This window comes from Kitasatospora sp. NPDC058048 (assembly GCF_042885555.1).
Lineage (GTDB): Bacteria > Actinomycetota > Actinomycetes > Streptomycetales > Streptomycetaceae > Kitasatospora > Kitasatospora lactacystinica.
This window is the reverse complement of record NZ_JBHVRT010000029.1, coordinates 44,345-64,358: the sequence shown is the minus strand read 5'-3', so window position 1 is coordinate 64,358 and position 20,014 is coordinate 44,345. Positions and strand designations below refer to the sequence as shown.

Annotated in this window: 18 protein-coding genes; 7 read left to right on the top strand and 11 right to left on the bottom strand. The window is 75.5% G+C overall.

What is annotated here, in order from left to right:
• Positions 1-16: 16 nt before the first annotated feature.
• Positions 17-991: an NAD-dependent epimerase/dehydratase family protein gene (locus tag ACFVVA_RS27585; protein ID WP_387693515.1), complete on the top strand. Its 975-nt coding sequence runs from the start codon at positions 17-19 to the stop codon at positions 989-991.
• A 186-nt stretch (positions 992-1,177) separates the two neighbouring features.
• Here the strand turns inward: ACFVVA_RS27585 and ACFVVA_RS27580 are convergent, their stop codons facing one another.
• On the bottom strand, positions 1,178-2,215 hold the full coding sequence (locus ACFVVA_RS27580; protein ID WP_387693570.1) for an aldo/keto reductase: 1,038 nt from the start codon (positions 2,213-2,215) through the stop codon (positions 1,178-1,180).
• A 117-nt stretch (positions 2,216-2,332) separates the two neighbouring features.
• On the opposite strand from ACFVVA_RS27580, the gene ACFVVA_RS27575 reads away from it, so the two are divergent.
• The gene (locus tag ACFVVA_RS27575) at positions 2,333-2,968 is read left to right on the top strand and encodes a TetR/AcrR family transcriptional regulator (protein WP_387693514.1); all 636 of its coding nucleotides are present in this window, start codon (positions 2,333-2,335) and stop codon (positions 2,966-2,968) included.
• A 139-nt stretch (positions 2,969-3,107) separates the two neighbouring features.
• Here the strand turns inward: ACFVVA_RS27575 and ACFVVA_RS27570 are convergent, their stop codons facing one another.
• Together ACFVVA_RS27570 and ACFVVA_RS27565 are read right to left on the bottom strand one after the other, a co-directional pair.
• The gene (locus tag ACFVVA_RS27570) at positions 3,108-3,722 is read right to left on the bottom strand and encodes an SUKH-4 family immunity protein (protein ID WP_387693513.1); all 615 of its coding nucleotides are present in this window, start codon (positions 3,720-3,722) and stop codon (positions 3,108-3,110) included.
• Positions 3,723-3,837: 115 nt separating this feature from the next.
• Entirely contained in the window at positions 3,838-4,920 is a 1,083-nt protein-coding gene (locus ACFVVA_RS27565; protein ID WP_387693512.1) for a TerD family protein, read from the bottom strand.
• A gap of 223 nt (positions 4,921-5,143) precedes the next feature.
• On the opposite strand from ACFVVA_RS27565, the gene ACFVVA_RS27560 reads away from it, so the two are divergent.
• Positions 5,144-6,403, top strand: a complete 1,260-nt coding sequence (locus ACFVVA_RS27560; RefSeq protein ID WP_387693511.1) for a pyroglutamyl peptidase — start codon at positions 5,144-5,146, stop codon at positions 6,401-6,403.
• A gap of 52 nt (positions 6,404-6,455) precedes the next feature.
• Here the strand turns inward: ACFVVA_RS27560 and ACFVVA_RS27555 are convergent, their stop codons facing one another.
• Positions 6,456-6,956: an inorganic diphosphatase gene (locus ACFVVA_RS27555; protein ID WP_387693510.1), complete on the bottom strand. Its 501-nt coding sequence runs from the start codon at positions 6,954-6,956 to the stop codon at positions 6,456-6,458.
• 293 nt (positions 6,957-7,249) lie between these two features.
• On the opposite strand from ACFVVA_RS27555, the gene ACFVVA_RS27550 reads away from it, so the two are divergent.
• Positions 7,250-8,326: a restriction endonuclease gene (locus ACFVVA_RS27550; RefSeq protein WP_387693509.1), complete on the top strand. Its 1,077-nt coding sequence runs from the start codon at positions 7,250-7,252 to the stop codon at positions 8,324-8,326.
• An 82-nt stretch (positions 8,327-8,408) separates the two neighbouring features.
• On the opposite strand, the gene ACFVVA_RS27545 is transcribed toward ACFVVA_RS27550, so the two are convergent.
• The 4 genes from ACFVVA_RS27545 to ACFVVA_RS27530 form a co-directional block, all read right to left on the bottom strand.
• Entirely contained in the window at positions 8,409-10,277 is a 1,869-nt protein-coding gene (locus ACFVVA_RS27545) for a CocE/NonD family hydrolase (protein ID WP_387693508.1), read from the bottom strand.
• A complete protein-coding gene (locus ACFVVA_RS27540) occupies positions 10,274-10,399 on the bottom strand; it encodes a hypothetical protein (RefSeq protein ID WP_387693507.1) in 126 nt (41 codons plus the stop codon). Before ACFVVA_RS27540 ends, ACFVVA_RS27545 begins: the two co-directional genes overlap by 4 nt.
• Positions 10,400-10,494: 95 nt before the next feature.
• Entirely contained in the window at positions 10,495-11,319 is an 825-nt protein-coding gene (locus ACFVVA_RS27535) for a Mut7-C RNAse domain-containing protein (protein ID WP_387693506.1), read from the bottom strand.
• Between the two features lie 187 nt (positions 11,320-11,506).
• Positions 11,507-12,781, bottom strand: a complete 1,275-nt coding sequence (locus ACFVVA_RS27530; RefSeq protein WP_387693505.1) for an MFS transporter — start codon at positions 12,779-12,781, stop codon at positions 11,507-11,509.
• A gap of 451 nt (positions 12,782-13,232) precedes the next feature.
• Here ACFVVA_RS27530 and ACFVVA_RS27525 point away from each other — a divergent pair, with 451 nt between their 5' ends.
• The 3 genes from ACFVVA_RS27525 (at position 13,233) to ACFVVA_RS27515 (ending at position 17,530) form a co-directional block, all read left to right on the top strand.
• The gene (locus tag ACFVVA_RS27525) at positions 13,233-15,713 is read left to right on the top strand and encodes a molybdopterin cofactor-binding domain-containing protein (RefSeq protein ID WP_387693504.1); all 2,481 of its coding nucleotides are present in this window, start codon (positions 13,233-13,235) and stop codon (positions 15,711-15,713) included.
• A gap of 44 nt (positions 15,714-15,757) precedes the next feature.
• Positions 15,758-16,225: a (2Fe-2S)-binding protein gene (locus ACFVVA_RS27520; protein WP_387693503.1), complete on the top strand. Its 468-nt coding sequence runs from the start codon at positions 15,758-15,760 to the stop codon at positions 16,223-16,225.
• 138 nt (positions 16,226-16,363) lie between these two features.
• Complete coding sequence (locus tag ACFVVA_RS27515; RefSeq protein WP_387693502.1) at positions 16,364-17,530, top strand: alpha/beta hydrolase; 1,167 nt, start codon at positions 16,364-16,366, stop codon at positions 17,528-17,530.
• A 96-nt stretch (positions 17,531-17,626) separates the two neighbouring features.
• Here the strand turns inward: ACFVVA_RS27515 and ACFVVA_RS27510 are convergent, their stop codons facing one another.
• From ACFVVA_RS27510 to ACFVVA_RS27500, 3 genes are all read right to left on the bottom strand, one after another.
• Entirely contained in the window at positions 17,627-18,232 is a 606-nt protein-coding gene (locus ACFVVA_RS27510) for a TIGR03086 family metal-binding protein (protein WP_387693501.1), read from the bottom strand.
• A gap of 113 nt (positions 18,233-18,345) precedes the next feature.
• Entirely contained in the window at positions 18,346-19,101 is a 756-nt protein-coding gene (locus ACFVVA_RS27505) for an SDR family NAD(P)-dependent oxidoreductase (protein WP_387693500.1), read from the bottom strand.
• A 118-nt stretch (positions 19,102-19,219) separates the two neighbouring features.
• On the bottom strand, positions 19,220-19,918 hold the full coding sequence (locus ACFVVA_RS27500) for a class I SAM-dependent methyltransferase (protein ID WP_387693499.1): 699 nt from the start codon (positions 19,916-19,918) through the stop codon (positions 19,220-19,222).
• Positions 19,919-20,014 lie beyond the last annotated feature (96 nt).

Genomic DNA, 20,014 nt, shown 5'->3' with positions numbered 1-20,014 from the left:
CTGGCACGATGTCCGAATGCGCATTCTGGTCATCGGCGGCACCCGCTTCATCGGTTTCCACTTCGCCGAGGCGGCCCTGGCCGCCGGGCACGAGGTCACGGTGCTGCACCGCGGCCGCTCCGGCCCCGGACTGCTCCCGGACGCCACCCACCTGATCGCCGACCGCGACGCCGACCTGTCCGCGCTGCGCGGCCGCAGCTGGGACGCCACCGTCGACCTCTGCGCCTACTTCCCACGCCAGGTACGGGAGTTGGCCGCCGCTCTCGATCCCGGCGCGGCCGGGCGCTACCTGCTGGTCTCCTCGCTCTCGGTGTACGACACCCCGGCCGCCCCGGGCTTCGCCGAGGACTCCCCGCTGCTCCCCGCCGACGGCCCGGAGGCCGCGGAGGTCACCGCCGAGACCTACGGCGTCCTCAAGGTCCAGTGCGAGCGCGCCGCCCGGGAGGCCTTCGGCCCGCAGACGCTGCTGATCCGCCCGACGTACGTGATCGGCCCCCGCGACTACACCCACCGCTTCGACCACTGGGTGCAGCGCCTCGCCCGGGGCGGCGAGGTACTCGCCCCGGGCCGGCCGGACGCGCCGCTCCAGGTGGTCGACGTCCGCGACCTCACCGCCTGGATGCTCGGCCTCCTCGCACAGGGCGCCCGCGGCGCCTACCACGCCGCCACGCCCCCGCCGTTCGGCATGGGCGACCTCCTGGACGCCGTCGCCGCCGCGGTCGCCCCGCCCGGCACCACCCTCACCTGGGTGTCCGAGGACTTCCTGCGCGCCGCCGGCGTCCCGGAGCGCGCCCTGCCGCTGTGGCCCGCCGCCCCGGAGATCCGCGCCACCAGCACCGCCGATCCGGCCGCCGCCCTCGCCACCGGGCTGACCCTCCGCCCGGTGGCCGAGACCGCCCGCGACATCCGGCCGTTCGAGCCCCTGCCGGACGCCCTGGCCCCGGAGCGGGAGGCCGAACTCCTCGCCGCCTGGCACCGGCGGCAGGCCTGAGGGCCACCGCCACAGCCATCGCAGCCACAGCCGCCGCAGCCACCACCGCAGCCACCGGCACGGGGCCGACCGCCGCCCCGCAGCAGCCGGTCCGGCCCCGGCCCGGACATCTCCCGGGCCGGGGCCCACGCGCCGCCTCGCCCCCGTCCCGCTTCGCCCCCCGCGCCGCTCGGCCTGCGGGGCCGCTCAGCCCGCGACGGGCGGGTTGAGCCGGGCGAAGGCCTCCTGCCGGCGGTACGGGAAGTACGGGTACGGCGCGGTGCGCACGCTCGCCGCGTCCAGCCGGGCCACCTGGTCCTCCGTCAGCGCCCAGCCGACCGCGCCGAGGTTCTGGCGCAGCTGCTCCTCGTTGCGGGCTCCGATGATGACCGAGGAGACGGTCGGACGGCGCAGCAGCCAGTTGATCGCCACCTGGGGGACGGTGCGGCCGGTCTCGGCGGCGACCTCGTCCAGCGCGTCGACCACCCGGTACAGCAGCTCGTCCTCCACCGGCGGGCCGTAGTCGGCGGTGTCGTGCAGCCGGCTGCCGTCCGGGAGCGGCTGCCCGCGGCGGATCCTCCCGGTGAGCCGGCCCCAGCCGAGCGGGCTCCAGACCAGGGCCCCGACGCCCTCCTCCCGGGCGAGCGGCATCAGCTCCCACTCGTAGTCGCGGCCGACGAGCGAGTAGTAGACCTGGTGGGCGGCGTACCGGGGGCGGCCGTGCCGGTCGGCGAGGGCGAGGGACTTCATCAGCTGCCAGCCGGAAAAGTTGGAGACGCCGGTGTAGCGGATCTTGCCGGCCCGGACCAGGTCCTCCAGGGTCGCGAGCACCTCCTCGATCGGGGTGCCGGCGTCGTAGGCGTGCAGCTGGAAGAGGTCCAGGTGGTCGGTGCCGAGGCGGCGCAGCGCGTCCTCCACGCTCCGCACCAGCCGGGCGCGGGAGGTGCCGGCGTCCTGCGGGCCGTCGCCGGTGGGCAGTCCGGCCTTGGTGGAGATCAGCACCTGGTCGCGGCGGCCGCGGATCGCCTGGCCGAGCACCTCCTCGGAGGCGCCGTCGGAGTAGACGTCGGCGGTGTCGAAGAGGGTGACACCGGCGTCGATGGCGATGTCGAGCAGCCGACGGGCCTCCTGGACGTCGGTGGTGCCCCAGGCGCCGAACAGCGGGCCGCGGCCGCCGAAGGTGCCGGTGCCGAGGCTGAGCGCGGGCACCTTGAGCCCGGACGCGCCGAGCCGGCGGTACTCCATGTCGGTGGCGATGGTCATGGTGGTTCTCCCCTCGGAGCCCCTAATGGGACTCCCGTTCCTTTAGGATGTCCTGAACCTAGCAGACTCCCACCTTCTAATGGAACAGGAATCCCGTTAATGGTCGTCGAGCCCTCCACGCCCGAGCCCTCCACGCCCGGCACCGTCCGCCCCGGCGGCCGGACCGCCCGGGTCCGCGCCGCCGTCCTGCGCGCCGCCGAGGACGCCCTGGTCGAGCACGGCTTCGGCGGCCTCGACCTCGGCGACATCGCCCAGCGGGCCGAGGTCGGCCGCACCACCGTCTACCGCCGCTGGGGCAGCACCACCGCCCTGGTCGCGGACCTGCTCGCGGACATGGCCGAGCAGTCGCTGCCGCGCACCGACAGCGGCTCCCTCGCCGGGGACCTGCGGGCCAACGCCCGGCTCGTCCAGCGCACCCTGGCCGACCCGCGGCAGGGCGCGCTCTTCCGCGCCGTCATCGTGGCGGCGACCTGCGACCCGGACGCGGCCGAGGCCCTGCGGCACTTTTACCGGCGCCGGGTCGAGGAGTGGGCGCCGTGCGTCACCGCGGCCGTCGAGCGCGGCGAACTCCCGCCGGACACCGACGGGTGCGAGGTCGTGCGGGCGGTCTCGGCGCCGCTCTACTACCGCATGCTCACCACCGCGGAGCCGCTGGACGAGGCGGCCGCCGACCGTGCGGCGGAGGCCGCCGAGGCGGCGGCCCGGGCCGGGGCGTACCGGCGCCGGGACGCGTAGGGCCGGTACGCCCCGGACGCGAACGGCCGCACAGCGCCGAAGCGTTGTGCGGCCGTCGGCCCCGGTGGGCCGAGGTGGGCCCGGGTGGGCCCGGAAAAGGCCGGGAGGGCACAGGAAGGGCCGGGAAGGCCCCGGGGCGTCAGCCCTCGTCCAGGTCCTCGTACTCCTCGCGCAGGTTCTCCAGCAGGCCCACCCAGAGGTCCGACTCGTCCGGCCCCTGCCCCGCCGCGGCCACCAGCGCGGCGAACTCGTCCAGTGCGGCCCTGGCGTCCCCACCGCGGATCCGGCCCTCCAGGCGGGCCAGCAGCGCCAGCGCGCCGATCACCCCGGGCAGCGAGTCGGCCGCCCGGCCGCCGCAGCCGCTCCCGTGGTCCCAGCCGTTCGGGTCGTAGATCCGTACGGCGCCGGTGTCGCCGGCCACCATCAGGTGCTGGTCGTCGAATGTGCCGACGCAGTACCCCCAGTTGCTCGGCGGGGTGTCGTCGTCCGGTGTGCGCTCGCCGAACAGCTCGTCCAGGTCCGCCTCCCACATCCCGCGCTCGGGCAGCTTCGTGGCGTCGAAGCCGAGGAATTCCAGTTCGACGGCCGGCACGCCGACCTCGCTCAGGAACGCCCGGGCCTCCTTCGACGTCAGCCGCCCGGGCAGCGCCGCGGGCTCGGGCCGCCACAGCGTGCCGGGACCGAAGCAGGACTCCAGCCAGGCCGCGTCGGGGTTCCGGACGGCGGCCGTCAGCTCGGCGTCGGTCGTGGTCATCGGTGCGTCTCCCCCGGTCGGAACGGTACTCCGGCGCCATTCAAGCGCACCGCTCCGACAGCGAGGGCCGCCGGGGACGGCCCTGACGGCCCTTCCGGGGCTCCGGCCCGACGGCCTAGAAGAAGCCGTCGTCCTCGTAGTAGTTGTTGACGACGACCTGCGGGTCGTCGTCGAAGGCCTCGTTCAGCAGCGCGCCGCCGACCAGGCCGGCCGCGCCGGCACCGATCAGCGCGCCGGTGCCGAAGCGACGCCCGCCCTGGGCCTGCTGGCCGGGCACCTGCGGCTGGCCCTGCTGGACCGGCTGCTGGACCGGCTGCGGGTAGCCGGCCGGCTGCGGGGTGTAGAACGGCGGCACGTTGGTCTGCACCCGCTGGGCGCAGGCCACGCAGGCCTCGATCTGGCGCGGCACGCCCCACTGCGGCGACCAGTACACCGCCGTGGTGCCGGCGCCGTGCGAGGGGTCGAAGAAACACGTCACGGGGGAACTCCCTGGTCCTGGCGGGGTCGTCGGAACGGCGGGTACGGCGGCGGGCAGCACGGCCGGCACCGCGGCCGCGACCGGCGGCGCGGGCGGCGCTACGGGCGGCGCGGGCGGCGCTACGGGCGGCTTCACCGGGGCGGGCGCGGCGGCGGGCGCCGGCTGCAGGACGTCCACGCCGAAGTCGGCGGCGATGCCCGCGAGCCCCGCGGCGTACCCCTGCCCGACCGCGCGGAACTTCCAGTCCGCGCCGTGCCGGTACAGCTCGCCGAACACCATCGCCGTCTCGCTGCCGGCCTCCGGCGCCACGTCGTACCGGGCCACCTCGGCGCCGGTGTCCGGGTCGACGACCCGGATGTGGGCGCCGCGGACCTGCCCGAAGGACTGCCGCCGCTGCGCCGCGTCGTAGATCGCCACCGCGAAGACGATCTTCTCCACCCCGGCGGAGACCTCCGCGAGCCGGACCTCGATCTGCTCGCGGTCGGAGCCGCCGCCGGACCCGCCCTGGTGCCGAACCGAGCCGTCCGGGCTCTGCAGGTTGTTGAAGAAGACGAAGTGCTGGTCCGAGGCGACCTTCCCGTCCGCCCCGCAGAGCAGCGCGCTGGCGTCCAGGTCGTACCCGGCTCCGGCCGTCCAGCCGAGGCCCACCCGGACCACCCTCAGCCCGGGGGCCTGCTTGCCCAGGGAGACGTTGCCGCCCTTCGTCAGGGCCACGCTCATGGAACTCCTCCACCACCGTACGAGTACCGCTGTTCGACCACGACAACGCTGTAGAAGTTGCCTCGGTTCCCGGTCGAACCATCAGTTTTCCGTCAAGGCCGGAACAGCGCCCCACCAGCGGCGGAACACCGTCCGGCCGCCCCGACGGCAGCCGTCCCGGCAGCGGGGGACGCCGGGTCGGCGCTCTGGCGGGCCGTCAGGTCCGGACCTATTGTCAGCGGACATGACATATCTACGCCGCGCCGCCGGACTGGCCGCCGCGCTCACCGGAACGCTCGCCGCCCTGCTGGCCCCGGCCGCCGCCCAGGCCGCCCCGGCCGACTGCCGCACCTCCACCACGGTGCCGCTGGACGCCGAGCAGGCCCGCCTCCAGGACGCCCGCACGACCGGCTTCACCGAGCGCTCCGGCCTGGGCGAGCTGCCCGGGGGCTTCCCCTCCGCCCTGTGCGAGGCCCGCAACGCCCGGCAGGCCGAGCGGGTGGTGACCGCCTGGGGCCGGACCCTCTGGCAGGCCGGCCTGGACCGCGCCCAGGGCCGGCGGCCGAGCGGCGAACTGCCCGCCCGGGACGACCGCCCGCTGTACTGGACCAGGCTCGCCATGACCGTCCAGCTCGCCCGCTGGCAGCCCCGGTTCGGCGTCGACCACGCCGCGCTGCGGTCCCGTTTCGAGGATGCCTCGCGCGGTCTGGACGACGGTTTCGACTCCGCCCGCGGCGTCCGGCGGATCTTCGTCAGCGGCTTCGACCCGTTCGGCCTGGACACCGAGCCGCGCCGCGCCAACCCCTCCGGCTCGGCCGTTCTGCAGTTGCACGGGCAGCGGATCACGCTCGCCGACGGCAGCACCGCGGAGGTCCGGGCGGTCGTGCTGCCGGTGCGCTACGGGGACTTCGACGGGGGCATCGTGGAGCGCGCCTTCGCCCCGCACCTGCGGCCGGGCCGGCAGTCCGCCGACCTGATCACCAGCATCAGCCAGGGCTACCCGGGCAAGTTCACCCTGGAGGAGTGGGCCGGGCGCGCCCGCTCCGCCGACCCGGCGACCGACAACGTCGCCGCGCTCTCCGGCGGCACCACCCAGCACCCGGTGGACGCCCCGGGGCTGGCCCCCGGGCCGCAGTTCGTCCGCACCACCCTGCCGACCGATGCCATGAGGGCCGTCCAGCAGCCCTACCCGGTGCTGCTCAACACCTTCGTCACCGAGATCCCGGCGGGCGCCACCGCCCCCGTGTTCCGGCCGGACGGCCCCACCCCCGGTTCCCGCGCGGTCTCCGGTGGCGGCGGCGGGTACCTCTCCAACGAAGTCGCCTACCGTTCCAACCGGCTGCGCACGATCCTCGCCCCGGGCCTGCCCGGCGGCCATCTGCACACCCCGGTCCTGACCGGCCTGCCGGCCGACCCGAACCTGCTCACCGCACCGGAGTTCGAGCGGAACGAGACCGCGATCGGCGACGAGGTGCGGGCGATCCTGAGCGCCGCCCGGCTCTGACGGACCGTCCGGGGGCGGGCGCCGGCGCACCGGCCCGCCCCCGGACGCCCGTTCAGACCGGGTCGGCGAAGCGGGTGCCCACCGCGCGGGCGCGCGACTCGGCGATCTCGGCGTAGGCGGCGTCGCGCCCCGCCCAGTGCGAGCCCTCGACGGACTTGCCGCGCTCCAGGTCCTTGTAGACCAGGAAGAAGTGGGTGATCTCCAGCAGGTCGAACCCGCGCAGGTCGTCGATGTCCCGCAGGTCCGCGTAGCGCGGGTCGCGGGACGGGACGCAGAGCACCTTCTGGTCCGGGCCGCGCTCGTCGCGCATCACCCACATGGCCACCGCCCGGCAGGTCCGCACGCAGCCGGGGACGGCCGGCTCGCCGCCGAGCACCAGGGCGTCCAGCGGTTCGCCGTCGCCGCCGAGGGTGCCCTCGACGAAGCCGTAGTCGGCCGGGTAGCGGGTGGCCGTGAAGAGGGTGCGGTCCAGGCGGATCCGGCCCGCCGCGAAGTCCATCACGTACTTGTTCCGCGACCCCTGCGGGATCTCGATCATGACCTCGAACTCCACCGCGGCCTCCTCCTCGGCTCCTGGGGGAATTGTCCGCCGTCCGGACGGCCATCGAAAGCACCCCCGCCGTTCGACCGGCGCCGCCACCCCCCGGCGCGAACGCCCCCCCGCCCCGGACGGGCACCCGCGCCACCCGCACCCGGACCCGCACCCGCACCCGCACCCGCCGCAGCGGCCCGTATCGGCCCAGGTCTCGATTGTGCGGCGGAACCGACGGCCCGACAGTTCTTCGTCCACGATTCCCCTACCGTGACGCCTGCAACAACCGTCACCACGCAAGAGGGGGCACGCCCATGTCCCGGAGCCGGAAGCTCCACCGCCTCAGCAACCCCGACGCCGACGAACGCCGCGCCCAGCGCGCGCTGTTCCGTCACCTCCGCGACGACACCAACGCCAACCGCGGCCGGATGGCCAGGCGCGTCCGCGAACTCCAACTCCTACTGGCGATGGACCCGGTCGAGTTCGAGGGCCTCATCGGCCGGCTGATGGAGGCGATGGGCATGAAGGTCGAGCTCACCGCCCGGTCGCGGGACGGCGGCGTGGACGTCCGCGGCATCGACCCGGACCCGTTCCGGGGCGGCAACGTCATCGTGCAGGTGAAGCGGTACCGGGACACGGTGACGCCCTCCGCGGTGCGGGACCTGTACGGGACGCTGCGGCACGACCGGGACGCGACCAAGGCCGTCCTGGTCACCACCAGCAAGTTCGGCCCCAGCTCGCACCAGTTCGTCGCGGGCAAGCCGATCAGCCTGATCAACGGCTCCGAACTGGTCGGGCTGCTCAGGCACCACGGCTTCGACGAGGTGTTCGCGGACGCCCAGGACGAGGCCTCCGCCACGGCCGGCGCCCTGGACCACCTGCCCGCGATCGAGGTGGCCACCGAGCCCTCCCGGCTGCTCCTGCACTGGACCGGGGAGGAGGAGTACGACATCGCCGCGCTGGTCTGCACGGGCAACGCGGCGCTCTCCGACGACCACCTGGTCTTCTACAACAACGGCTCGACGCCCGACGGTTCGGTGCGGCTGGTGACCGGCTACGGAGACGCGAACGCCTGCCTGATGGTCGACTTCGACGCGCTGCCCGCCGAGGTCGACCGGCTGGTCGTCATCGCCGCCGCCGACACCGAGAACCACCCCGGGGCCACCATGGGCGGATTCGCCGGGCCGGCGCTGATCCTGGAGGCGGGCTCCGGGCAGGACGCGGCCGTGGTGCACCTGGCGGACGGCGCGGAGACCAACACCGCGATGCGGCTCGGCCGGTTCGACCGCGATCCCTCCGGGGACTGGGAGTTCACCCCGGCGCTCGCCGGGTACCCGGGTGGGCTGCGCCAGGCCGTGACCGCGTACGGGCTCGAGGTCGTGGACGCGTGACGGGGCGGGGCACCCGGCCGCCACCGGGTGCCCCGCCGTTCAGCTCTCGTCGCAACTCTCGTCGCAACCCCCAGCGCAACTCTCAGCGCACGACGGGCAGTTCCAGCACCGACCCCCGGTCGCCGCCCCAGCCGATCCGGTAGCCCGCCTGCCCGTCGGCGGGGAGGAGCTGGAAGGAGTCGGGGTTGGCGGCGGCGACGGTGAGCCTGATCCGGTCTCCGGGTCGGAACAGCACCGAGACGGGCTGGAGGTCGATGGTGACGCGTTGGGCGCGGCCCTGCGGGAAGTCCTCGGCGTCCTCGGCCGCGTAGCTGCGCGGGGTGCGCAGCCGGCGCCAGTCCGGGTTGTCGTCGCGGTCGGCCACCGCCCGCTCGGTCAGGGCCAGTTGACCCTCCGTCAGATAGGTGACCCGGCCGTCCGGGGCGACGTCCTCCAGGTAGACGTGCAGGGCGCCGCGCGCCGAGCCGGCCAGTCCGGTGACGTCGAGGGCGACCTTGCCGTTGCCGGTGACCCGGGTGTCGGCGGTCAGCGGTGCGGTGGTGTAGCTGAGCAGTTTGGCGTCGACGGCGGCGCGGTCGGGGTAACTGACCTCGTCTCCGCTGAGGTTGGTGTTCCAGCGGTCCAGCGGGCCGGTGCCCGCGGTCGGGTCGAGGCGCAGCAGGTCGGAGCCGCCGCGGCGGTCGTCCGCCAGGCCGCCGAGGGTGCCGCCCGCGCCGAGGGGGAACCGCTGGGTGCGGGTGCCGGGCACCGGCCAGCGGGTGGTGGTGCGCCAGACGCCCTCGTTGAAGGTGTAGTAGTGCACCTGCCGGCGGCCGTCGGGGCGGGCGTTCCCCCGGACGTAGCGGTCGAAGAAGTCGACCACGCGCCGGTCGTTCTCCTCGTGTTCCCGCGCGGTGAGCGGGCGGGCTGGCTGGAACGGGTCGGCGAGCCAGCCGGCGCCGTGGTTCCACGGGCCGATCCAGTCGTCCTGGGTGTTGGACAGGCCGGTGAACTGGGAGAGCACCCCGTTGGCGGTGCCCGCGTCGAGCCAGCCGGCGCGGGTGAGGACGGGCACCCGGCCGGCCTCGACGGCGTCGGTCCGCTCGCCGACGCTGCCGACCGTCCAGCTCTTCGGGCCGTCCCGGTAGTCGCGGTGGACGCCGGTGTGCGCCATCTCGACGAGGTTGGCGTTGTTCGTGTGCTCGGCGCGCGCGGCGGCGAGCAGGGCCGGGCCGTCGGGCCCGTCGACCGGCCGGGGCTGGAAGCCGGTGAGGCCGACGTCCGAGCAGAGCCTGCGGGTCTGCTCGTCGGTCTCGCAGGTGGTGCCGCCGGCCCCGTCGAGGATGCGCAGCAGCAGCGCGTACTGGGCGATCCGCGGTTCGATGAGCACGCCGCCGGGGCGCACCAGGTCCTCGTACGGGTCGAAGTCGTAGGAGATGGGGGCGGCGGCGGTGATGTGGTGGTTGCCGAGGGAGGTGGCGAGCATCGCGGTGTCGCCGCCGTAGGAGATGCCGGTGGTGCCGACCCTGCCGTTGGACCAGGGCTGGGCGGCGATCCAGTCGCTGAGCGGGCCGCTGTCGGCGGTCACGTCGGCGCCGAGTTCGGAGGTGAGGGTGCCGAAGGAGGCTCCGGTGCCGCGCAGGTCGGCGGTCACGAAGGCGTAGCCGCGGGCGGTCCACCGGTCGGCCTCGCCGCTGGTGCCGCCGGGTTGGCCGGCCCGGACCCGGGCCCGCCAGTAGCGCTGGGTGACCAGGACGGTGGGCAGGTGGGCGCCGGCCCGGGTGCCCTCGGGCAGGTAGACGTCGACGGCGAGGCGGACCCCGTCCGGCATGGTCACGTAGCGCGACCGCAGATGCGGCTCGGCGGGCCCCGCGTCGGCCCCGGCGGCGGCCGCCGGGACGACCGAGACTCCGAGTGCGGCGGCAGCCGCGACCAGCGCCGCCAGCGGGCGGCGCGGTATCCCCCGCCTCATCGGACGGTCGCCTTCCGGGGGCCTTCCTCCGGGCGTACCTCGGCGCCGTGCGGGACCGTCACCACGGCGGCGTCCCCGACGTCCGCGCTGTGGAAGGGCTGCCGACCTGCCTGATTGCTCATTGCGACGACCTGGCCTCTCTCGTACGAGCGAGTAGCGTGGTCCCGTCCCCCACCGTCGATGGGACCACGCGCGCCCGGCCGTCCACCAGAGCGCTCTACCCTGAGACGACCCCGATGCGGCCCTGACCCTCCCCGGAGTCCTGGGAGGGTCCGGAGTCCTGGGAGGGTCCGGAGTCCCGGGAGGGTCCGCCCGCCGGGCCGTCGCCGAAGTCGCGCACCGCCTCGGTGACGATCGCCTCCAGCCGGGCGTGGTGGGCGCCGCGCCAGTAGGCCTGGCCGCAGTCGGCGCACTGGGCGAAGGCGTCGTAGGAGCGCTCGGTGCCGTCCCGCAGCTGCTCGCGCACCGAGGTCTTGGTGGCCGGGTGCAGGGTGCCGTTGCAGGTGGTGCAGCGGCTCCAGGGGGCGAGCGGCGGCGCGAAGCGGGAGAGCACGTCGCGCAGTTGCTCGGCGGGGCGGTGGCTGTAGACGTAGGCGCCGGCCCACAGTTCGCGCCGGCGCAGCAGTCCGCGGTCGCGGGAGAGCATGATCCGCTGTTCGGCGGCCGAGCGGGCGGCCAGGGCGGCGTCGCCGATGTCGGGGTTCTCGTACGCGGCGTCGACGCCGAGCAGGCGCAGCCGCCGGGCGAGGGTGCCGAGGTGGACGTCCAGCAGGAAGCGCGCCGGGCCGGGCACGGGCTGCGGCCTGGCCACGGCCAGGACGGCGATCTCCTCGCCGTCGGCCGGCACGTGGGAGTCGGGCACGGCCCGGCCGTCCACCAGCAGGCCGCCGACCTCGGTGAGCGGGACGCCCAACGACTCGACGACGTGGCCGAGGGTGGAGCTGCCGTCGGTGCGCAGCGCGGTGCGGCCGGCCCGCCGGGGCGCGGAGACGAAGAGGTGCAGCTCGGGGGCGAAGTCGAGCCGGATCTGAGGTCGGTCCACGCGGCCAGCATGCCAGCGGGCGGCGGGCCGGGGCCACCGGGTTTCCGGCCCGCTCCCCGGGCCCGCCGCCGCGGCCTCCCGGGTCGGACCCGTTGTCGCGGCCTCCCGGGTCGGACCCGCCGTCGCCGCCTCCCGGGTCGGGCCCCGGCCCGACGTCCCCGGGCGGCCGCCACCGCGGCGTTCGCCGTCAGGCCCCCGGCGACGCGCCCGCGGCCACCGGTGACGGCGGTGGCACCGCGGGGCCGCGGTCCCGCGCCGCCCAGCGGGCGACCGGCCCCATCGCGTACCCCGCCGCGAGGAAGACCCCGCCGAGGACCAGCCAGCCGGCCAGGCCCCCGTCCAGCAGCAGCGTGGTGAGCAGCAGCGGCCCGAGGGTGCGGGCGACGGCGACGCCGGTGCCGAAGAAGCCCTGGTACTGGCCGATCCGCCCGGCCGGGGCGAGGTCGAAGGCGATCTGCCAGCTGCCGGCCGACTGCTTCATCTCCCCGGCCACCTGCAGGACGGAGGCGGCGACCAGCAGCGCGCCGACCGCCCAGACCGGCACGTCCAGCGCGGACAGCCCGAAGACGGCGCAGGAGCCGAGCAGCAGCAGCCCGGCGGAGCGGACCGCCCGGGCGGCCGGGTCAAGTCCGGTGATGCCGTGTGCCGCCCGGACCTGGAAGGCCAGCACCGCGAGGGTGTTGAGCACGAACAGCGCCGAGCCGAGCCAGCCGATCCCGGGGGCGCGCGCGGCGATCCAGAGCGGGATGATCAGGCTGAGCAGGGGCATCCGCAGCAGCAGGACGGCGTTGACCGCGGTGACGGCGGCGTACCGGCGGTCGCGCAGCACGGCGAGCCGCGGCCCGGCGTCCGACGGCCCCGCCGGGGCCGGGGCCTCGGGCAGCCGCCGCAGGACCAGCGCGCTGAGCAGGAAGCCGAACGCGGTGACGGCGAAGGCCGAAAGGTAGGCGGCGCGGGTGCCGACGCCGAGCGCGATGCCGCCGATCGCCGCTCCAACGGCCAGTCCGCCGTTGAGGGTCGACTGGATGTGGGCGAGCAGGGCGGTGCGCTGCGCGGGCGGCACCAGGGCGGCGACCAGCGCCTGGCGGGCGGCTGTCAGGCCGGACTGCGCGGTGGCGTAGAGGCAGACCGCGAGCAGGAACAGCGGGTAGGAGCGGATCACCAGGAAGGCGGCGACCACGGCCGCCGTGCCGAGTGCGAGCGCCACCGAGGTGCGGCGCGGGCCGCGCCGGTCGGCGAGGTGGCCGAGCGGGACGCCGGCGACGGAGCCGAGTGCCCAGGCGAGGGTGAGGCCGAGCCCGAGGGCGGTCGGCGACATCCCGACGACCCGGGTGAAGTAGAGCGCGGAGCAGGTGTAGTAGGCGCCGTCGCCCACGGCGGCGGCCAACTGGGCGGCCGCGAGGGTCCGCTGGGGCCCGGCGGGCGGCAGGGCGTCCCAACGGGCGGCTCGGTCGGTCGGCATGCTCCTCCTTCTCTGGTGAGCGGGTGTCACCCGCCGGGCGGATCCGGGCGGTCACCCACACGCGTCCACCTGCGTAAACGTCTTCACGGACCGTCACCCCTGCCCGCGACCGCCGGACGGGCGGCGCGCGGAGCCGATCTCCGCGACCGCCGGTGCCGGCACGCCCCCACTCTAAGGAAAAACCGGCCCAGTGGAACGGTCCAGTGATCAAGGAATTCCCTGGGCCAATCCGTCGCGCCGCCGCACCGCCGACCGACCCCTGAACCCGCGTGCGAGAGGCGCCAGTTGGCGCCTCCGAGCCCTTCCGGGCGAGCTCGCCCCGGCCTCGCCCGCGCCTCCGAAGCGCCGTCCGTACCCGCTCCGAATCCACTCCGGCCGCCCGCCGCGAAACCGCGATCGGGCAGACCAGGGGCCAACTTTGACCGTGTTGACCCGTCAGTAGCGCCCTTTTATGCTCAACGGCGTTCGCGATCCGGCACCGGGCCGGGGCCACACCGCCCGCCCGTCCCGTCGCCGTCCCCGGCTCGAAGGGTGGCCCCCCATCAGCACCTCCACCGCCCCCTCGGACTCCCCCAGCCGACCCGGCGGCACCGACCACCCGCACACCCGCGCCCTCCCCACCGCCCCGGACACCGCCGCCGACCCCACCGCCCCTACCGCCCCGGACACCCCTACCGCCCCGGACACCGCGGCCCCGAACGGGGCCACCCGCCGCCGGCGCTTCCTCACCTACCTGCTGGCCGCGCCCACCCTCACCGTCGCCGCCGGCCTCGACGCCGCCGCGCCCGCCCCCGCACGGGCCGCCGCCCCGACCCCCGTCCCGCGGCCCGCCCCGGCCGCCGTACCGGTCCGGGAGACCGCCCTCCCCCATCAGCTGATCGGCCTGCCCGGCATCCCCGACATCGTCGACCTCGGCGACGCGATGATCATCGCCGGCCTGCCGACCGCGCACCTGCTGGTCCTCGAAGTCACCCCCGCCGGCCGGGCCGCGCTGCACCTGCCCCGGCTGGAGGTCGGCCAGGGCCTCACCACCTCGATCGCCATGATCGTCGCCGAGGAGCTCGACGCCCGCCTCTCCGACGTCGACGTCCCGCTCTGCGACTCCCGCCCCGAGCTGCTCTTCAACCAGCTGACCGGCGGCTCCAACTCGATCCGCTCGCTCTACGACCCGGTGCGCGCCGCGGCCGCCGCCGCCCGCGCCCGGCTGGTGACCGCCGCCGCCAAGCGCTGGAACGTTCCCGCGGCCACCCTGCGCACCGCCGACTCCGCCGTCCTCGCCCCCGACGGCCGCCGACTCGGCTACGGCGACCTCGCCGCCGAGGCGGCCGAAGTCGCCGTACCCGCCGTCCCGGCCGTCCCCAAGACCCCCGACCAACTGCGCCTGGTGGGCCGGCCGACCGGCCGGATCGACGCCCGCGACATCGTCACCGGCCGCGCCAAGTACGCCGGGGACCTCCAGATCCCGGGCGCCGTGCCCACCGTGGTCGCCCGGCCGACCACCGTCAACGGCACCCTCAAGTCCCTGGACGCCTCCGCCGCCCGCGCCATGCCCGGGGTGCTCGGCGTGGTGCGGATCCCGACCGGCGTCGCCGTCCTCGCCGAGACCTTCGACCAGGCGCTCAAGGCCCGCGACGCGCTGCGCACCACCTGGAACCCGGGCCCGGTCGCGGGCCTGTCCGACGCCGACGTCCGGTCCCGGCTGCGCGCCGCCCACCTGCCCTCGCTCCCGCCGCCGCTGCTCTCCCACCGGGTGCAGGCGGAGTTCGACTTCGCCTTCGTCAACCACGCCCCGATGGAGGTGCTCACCGCCGTCGCCGACGTCCGGCCGAACCGCGCCGAGCTGTGGTTCGCCTCGCAGAGCCCGATCCTCGCCCAGGGCACCATCGCCGCCGAACTCGGCCTGCCGGAGAACGCCGTCACCGTCCACGTGGTGCGCGGCGGCGGCTCGTTCGGCCGCCGGCTGTTCTTCGACGCCGCCCTGGAGGCCGCCCAGGTCTCCAAGGCCGCCGGCCGCCCGGTCAAGCTGATGTGGACCCGCAACGACGACATGCGCCACGGCCGGGTGCGCCCGGCCAGCCACCACGTCATCCGGGCCACCTACGGCCTCGGCCAGGTGTTCAGCTGGGAGCACCACGTGGCTGGCGTCCGGACCGACCTCGGGCACGGCCTCGGCGACATGCTCACCGCCGCCGGCTACAACCTCCCGCTGGCCGGACTCACCGCCTCCGAACTGTTCTTCCTGCTCACCGAGAAGATCCCGTACGACGTCGGAGTGCCCACCCAGCTGCTCGCCGAGGTGCCGCTGGAGCTGAACACCGGAAGCTGGCGCTCGGTCTACTCGGGCACCGTCCGGGTCACCGACGAGATCATGATGGACGAACTCGCCCGCCGGATGGGCCAGGACGAGCTGGGCTTCCGCCGCGACCGGATGCGCAGCGCCGCCGGGCGGGCGGTGCTGGACGAGCTCGCCAAGCGCGGCAACTGGGGCCGCCCGATGCCTCCCGGCCAGGCCCAGGGCATCGGCTACCACGACGAGCACAGCGCCAGCGCCGGGTACCTGGTCGAGCTGGACGCCACCGACCGCGCCAACCCCCGGGTGACCAAGGCCGTCGTCGTCGCCGACGTCGGCCGGGTGATCAACCCCAGGGGCCTGGAGGCCCAGCTGACCGGCGCGCTGGTCGACGGCATCTCGGTGATCCTGCAGGCCGGCAACCACCTGGACAACGGGGCCTTCCGGGAAGGAAGTTACGGCGACTTCCACTACGCCCGGCAGCGGCACACCCCGCCGGTGGTCGAGGTCCACCTGATGCCGCCGAGCGGACCGCCCGGCGGCGCGGGCGAGCTGGGCGTCCCGGCCGCCTCGGCCGCCGTCGCCAACGCCTACGCCCGCGCGACCGGCACCAGCCCCCGCTCCTTCCCGATCCTCTTCTGACCCCCGGCACCATCCGACCACCTGCTGAGGAATCCCGACTCCCCATGCCCACCCACACCTTCGTCCTCAACGGGCGGCCCGTCAGCGTCGAGGCCCCGGACGACATGCCGCTGCTCTGGGTCCTGCGCGACAAGCTCGGCGTCACCGGCCCCAAGTACGGCTGCGGGGTGGGCGTCTGCCGCGCCTGCACCAGCCACCTGGACGGCGAGGAGTTCCAGCCCTGCACCCGGTCCGTCAAGGACTGCGGGGGCCGCACCGTCACCACCATCGAGGGCCTGGCCGACGGCGAGGTCCTCCACCCCGTCCAGGAGGCCTGGCTCGCCTGCGACGTCGCCCAGTGCGGCTTCTGCCAGCCCGGCCAGATCATGACCGCCGTCGCCCTGCTGCGCCGCACCCCGAACCCGACGGACGCGGACATCGACCGGATCCAGAACGTCTGCCGCTGCGGCACCTACCCGCGCATCCGCGAGGCGATCAAGCAGGCCGCCGCGCGGCAGGCCGCCAAGCCCTGAGCCGCCCCGAGTCGGCTTGAACCACCCTGGGCCGCCGTGGGCCGCCCTGGGCCGACCGGCACCCCGCGGCCCCTGGTCCGGCCGGCCCGGAGCACCTAGGCTTGCCGGACCACGTCGCCGAGCCGGCAAGGATGACGCATGATCAGGCGCCGTTCACTGCTCGCCCTCGCGGGCCTGGGAGGCTCCGCCGCCCTGCTGCCCGCCGGGCCCGCCCTGGCCGCCCCGCCGCGCACCGTCGACCTGCCCGCACCGCCGCGCACCATCGACCTGCCCGCACCCACCGTCGGCCGGCCGGTCGGCACCACGAGCCTGCACCTGGTGGACCGCGACCGACCCGACCCGTTCGCACCCACCCCCGGCCCGCGCGAGCTGATGGTGCAGTTCTGGTACCCGGCGCGCGGCACCGCCGGCCGGCCCCGCGCGCCCTACACCACCCCCCGGGTCGCGGCCGCGATCGAGCGGATCCTGCCGCTGGACCCGGGCACCCTCGACCTGGTCCGCCCCACCGCCCGCGCCGGCGCACCCGCCCACCCCGGCCCGCTCCCGCTGCTGCTGCTCGGCCACGGCCGCACCGGCGGACGCAGCAACTGCACCGCGCTGGCCGAGGAGTTGGCCGCGCACGGCTACCTCGTCGCGGCCGTCGACCACACCTACGACGCCGCCGCCGTGGAGTTCCCGGACGGCCGGCTGGTGCGCAGCGTCCTGCTGGAGGATCCGCCGGACTGGGACGCCGCCGAGCGCAAGGAGATCGCCGCGCGGGTCGGCGACCTGCGCTTCGTCACCGATGAACTGACCGACGGCCGACTGCCGTTCCGGGTCGACGAGGAGCGGATCGGCGTGCTCGGCCACTCCATGGGCGGAGCCGCGGCCGCCGAGGCACTGCGTCTGGACCCGCGCTTCCGGATCGGCCTCGACCTCGACGGCGGCCTGTTCGGCTCCCCCGTCCCGGAGCTCGGGCTGGACCGGCCGTTCCTGCTGCTCACCTCGATCGACGACCACGACACCTGGCAGCGCTGGCGCGAGCACCACCACGCCTGGGGCCGCCAACTGCGCACCCTGGGCGCGGGCCACCTCACTTTCACCGACCTGCCGCACGCCGCCGTCCCGGGCAACCTCCCGGCCCACCTGCCCCCCGAGGTCTACACCACCCTGCTCGGCACCATCGCCCCCGCCCGCGCCACGGCGCTCACCCGCACCTACGTCCGGGCCTTCGCCGACCACTTCCTCCGCGGCCGCCCCGCCCCGCTCCTCGACGCCCCGTCCCCGCGCCACCCGGAGATCGAGTTCCGCTGGAGCCACTCGTAGGCACCCCGGCGCCGGGGTGCGGCGCCGGGGTGCGCGCATCGCACGGCGCAGCCGGGAGCACCTCCCGGCCGCCGGGGGCCCGAAGACCGGCCCTGGCTAACCCATCGGGCCCGCCGCCGGGTCGCGGCCGAAGAAGGCGGCGAGCCGGTCGTACGCCGGGGCGTCGTCGGGGACGGCGACGGCGGGGCCGAAGGCGTGCCGCTCCTCCTCCGCGCCGCGGTACTCGGGCTTGAGCGCACCGCCGGCCCAGGCGAGCGCGGCGAGCGCGACCTCGTGGTCCAGGCCCTCGGTGGACTGGCCGGTGGCGTGGGCCAGGTCCCAGCCGTGGACGGCGAATTCGGCGGTCTGCTGGTCGACCGGGAAGCGGGCCGGCAGGGCGCCGAAGCCGGGGATCTCCAGGGTGCCGCCGAGGTCGCCGGCCGCGCGCCAGGCGTCGACCAGTTCCTCCGCCCCGGCCTCGAAGGCGTGCAGCCAGTCGTCCTCGACCCGTTCGAAGGGCTGCGACCAGTCCGGCTGCCCGCCCTTCGCCCGTACGGTGAACTGCCGCAGGTCGTGCAGGAGGTGGCTGATCAGGTCGCCGACGTCCCAGGAGCGGCAGGGCGTCGGGTGGCCGGCCAGCTCGACGCCGGTACCGTCGATCAGCCCGGCGGTCTGCGCGAGGGCCCGGGCGAGCAGCCCGATCGGGTCTTCCGCTGCGGTCATGGCACACCTCTCGGTACGGGGTCCCGGTGCGGGAGCACGGGTCGTGCCGGGCGATCGTAAGCGCGGGCGCCGACAACCGCCCGGCACGACACCGTGCCGCCGGGTCCCGCGCGTCAGGCGGCGAAGCCGCCGTCCACCGCCAGCTCGGCGCCGGTGACGTACCGGCCGTCCTCGCCCGCCAGGTAGGCGACGGCGGCGGCGACGTCCGCGCCGGTGCCGAAGCGGCCGAGCGCGGTGAGCCCGCTCTGGAACTCCGCCGACGGGCCGTCGACCGGGTTCATGTCGGTGTCGATCGGCCCCGGGTGGACCAGGTTGGCGGTGATCCCGCGCGGCCCGAGCTCCCGGGCCAGCGCCTTGGTCAGGCCGATCAGCGCGGCCTTGCTGGTCGCGTACAGCGTGGCGCCGGGGAAGGCGACGCGCTGGGCGATGCAGCTGCCGACGGTGACGATCCGTCCGCCCTCGGCCAGGTGCGCGGAGGCCGCCCGGGCGTAGAGGAAGGGTGCCCGGACGTTCACCTCCAGCACCCGGTCGACGTCCGCCAGGGTGAGGTCGCCGATCGGGCCGAGGACGCCGACACCCGCGTTGTTCACCAGGACGTCCAGCTTCCCGAACCGCTCGACGACGGCCTCGACCACGCCCTCCACCGCCTGCGGGTCGGCGCTGTCCGCCCGTACGGCCCAGCCGGTCCGCCCCATCGCGGTGATCTTCGCGGCGATCTCCTCGGCCCGCTCCGCACCGCCCTGGTAGGTCACCACCACGTCGGCGCCGTCCTCGGCCAGCCGCAGGGCGACCGCCGCCCCGATCCCCCGGCTGCCGCCGGTCACCAGGGCCACCTTGCCGTCGAGCACCGTCGCACCGTTCATCGTCATATCTCCAGAACTCCTCGTTCCGATCTCGGACATGACTCGATCCTGGTCCGACGGGCTTCAAACCTCCGGCGGTATTCGGACGTTGCGTTCAACGTTCAACAATTCCGTGCGGCGCCCCTCACCCCGGCGCACACGCCCGCTGGTGATAGAACGACCCGACCGCCGGCTGACCCGTCCAGTTGGCCCCGGCCGCCGGGTCGGCTCCGGCGTAGGCGAAGGGCAGCGCGACCTTCCGCCCGCCGTCCAGGACCAGCAGGTGCCGGCGCGCCCGGTACTCGAAGCCGGCCGACCGCAGCGCCGCCACCACCGCGCGGGCCGCGCCGGAGCCGTCCGCGCGGCGCACCGACTCCGGGTCGAAGTGCGCGGCGAACCGGCCGTCCGGGGTCAGCCAGGAGGCGGCGCGGGTGATCGCACCGAGCTGGTCGCCGAGGTAGTGCAGCCCGTGCACACAGGTGATCAGGTCGTAGGACCGCTCCGGCTCCCAGTCCGCCACCGCCGCCGTGACCAGGCGCAGGTGCGGCAGCTCCGCCAGGTCCGGCGGCGGGGCCGGCGGGCCGACCAGGTCCACACCGGTAAGCTCCACGACCGCCCCCGGGGTCCGGCTCCGGGCCGCCGCCAGCAGCGCCCGGCCCTCGCCGCTGCACAGGTCCAGCCACCCCGGCGTCGCACCCCCGTGCTCCACCAGCCAGGCGAGCGGGTCGAAGCCGAGTTCGCGGGCGTAGCTGTTCACCCCGGTGAGCCCGCGCTCGCGGTTCATCGTGCTGTTGGCCACCACCGGGGAGGCGGTGAGCTCACTGTCGTCGATCAGTCGGACCATCGGCCGACCCTACCGGCGAGGGGCGCGACAGCCGACCGCACGCGGAGAACGGGGGCCCCGCAAGGGCCTGCCAGGGCCCACCAGGGCTCGCAGCGG

Excerpts from the sequence above, each read along its gene's own strand:
- ACFVVA_RS27585 (WP_387693515.1), top strand. The coding sequence starts at position 17 with ATGCGCATTCTGGTCATCGGCGGCACCCGCTTCATCGGTTTCCACTTC.
- ACFVVA_RS27580 (WP_387693570.1), bottom strand. The coding sequence starts at position 2,215 with ATGGAGTACCGCCGGCTCGGCGCGTCCGGGCTCAAGGTGCCCGCGCTC.
- ACFVVA_RS27575 (WP_387693514.1), top strand. The coding sequence starts at position 2,333 with ATGGTCGTCGAGCCCTCCACGCCCGAGCCCTCCACGCCCGGCACCGTC.
- ACFVVA_RS27570 (WP_387693513.1), bottom strand. The coding sequence starts at position 3,722 with ATGACCACGACCGACGCCGAGCTGACGGCCGCCGTCCGGAACCCCGAC.
- ACFVVA_RS27565 (WP_387693512.1), bottom strand. The coding sequence starts at position 4,920 with ATGAGCGTGGCCCTGACGAAGGGCGGCAACGTCTCCCTGGGCAAGCAG.
- ACFVVA_RS27560 (WP_387693511.1), top strand. The coding sequence starts at position 5,144 with ATGACATATCTACGCCGCGCCGCCGGACTGGCCGCCGCGCTCACCGGA.
- ACFVVA_RS27550 (WP_387693509.1), top strand. The coding sequence starts at position 7,250 with ATGTCCCGGAGCCGGAAGCTCCACCGCCTCAGCAACCCCGACGCCGAC.
- ACFVVA_RS27545 (WP_387693508.1), bottom strand. The coding sequence starts at position 10,277 with ATGAGGCGGGGGATACCGCGCCGCCCGCTGGCGGCGCTGGTCGCGGCT.
- ACFVVA_RS27540 (WP_387693507.1), bottom strand. The coding sequence starts at position 10,399 with ATGAGCAATCAGGCAGGTCGGCAGCCCTTCCACAGCGCGGACGTCGGG.
- ACFVVA_RS27530 (WP_387693505.1), bottom strand. The coding sequence starts at position 12,781 with ATGCCGACCGACCGAGCCGCCCGTTGGGACGCCCTGCCGCCCGCCGGG.
- ACFVVA_RS27525 (WP_387693504.1), top strand. The coding sequence starts at position 13,233 with ATGCTCAACGGCGTTCGCGATCCGGCACCGGGCCGGGGCCACACCGCC.
- ACFVVA_RS27520 (WP_387693503.1), top strand. The coding sequence starts at position 15,758 with ATGCCCACCCACACCTTCGTCCTCAACGGGCGGCCCGTCAGCGTCGAG.
- ACFVVA_RS27515 (WP_387693502.1), top strand. The coding sequence starts at position 16,364 with ATGATCAGGCGCCGTTCACTGCTCGCCCTCGCGGGCCTGGGAGGCTCC.
- ACFVVA_RS27510 (WP_387693501.1), bottom strand. The coding sequence starts at position 18,232 with ATGACCGCAGCGGAAGACCCGATCGGGCTGCTCGCCCGGGCCCTCGCG.
- ACFVVA_RS27505 (WP_387693500.1), bottom strand. The coding sequence starts at position 19,101 with ATGACGATGAACGGTGCGACGGTGCTCGACGGCAAGGTGGCCCTGGTG.
- ACFVVA_RS27500 (WP_387693499.1), bottom strand. The coding sequence starts at position 19,918 with ATGGTCCGACTGATCGACGACAGTGAGCTCACCGCCTCCCCGGTGGTG.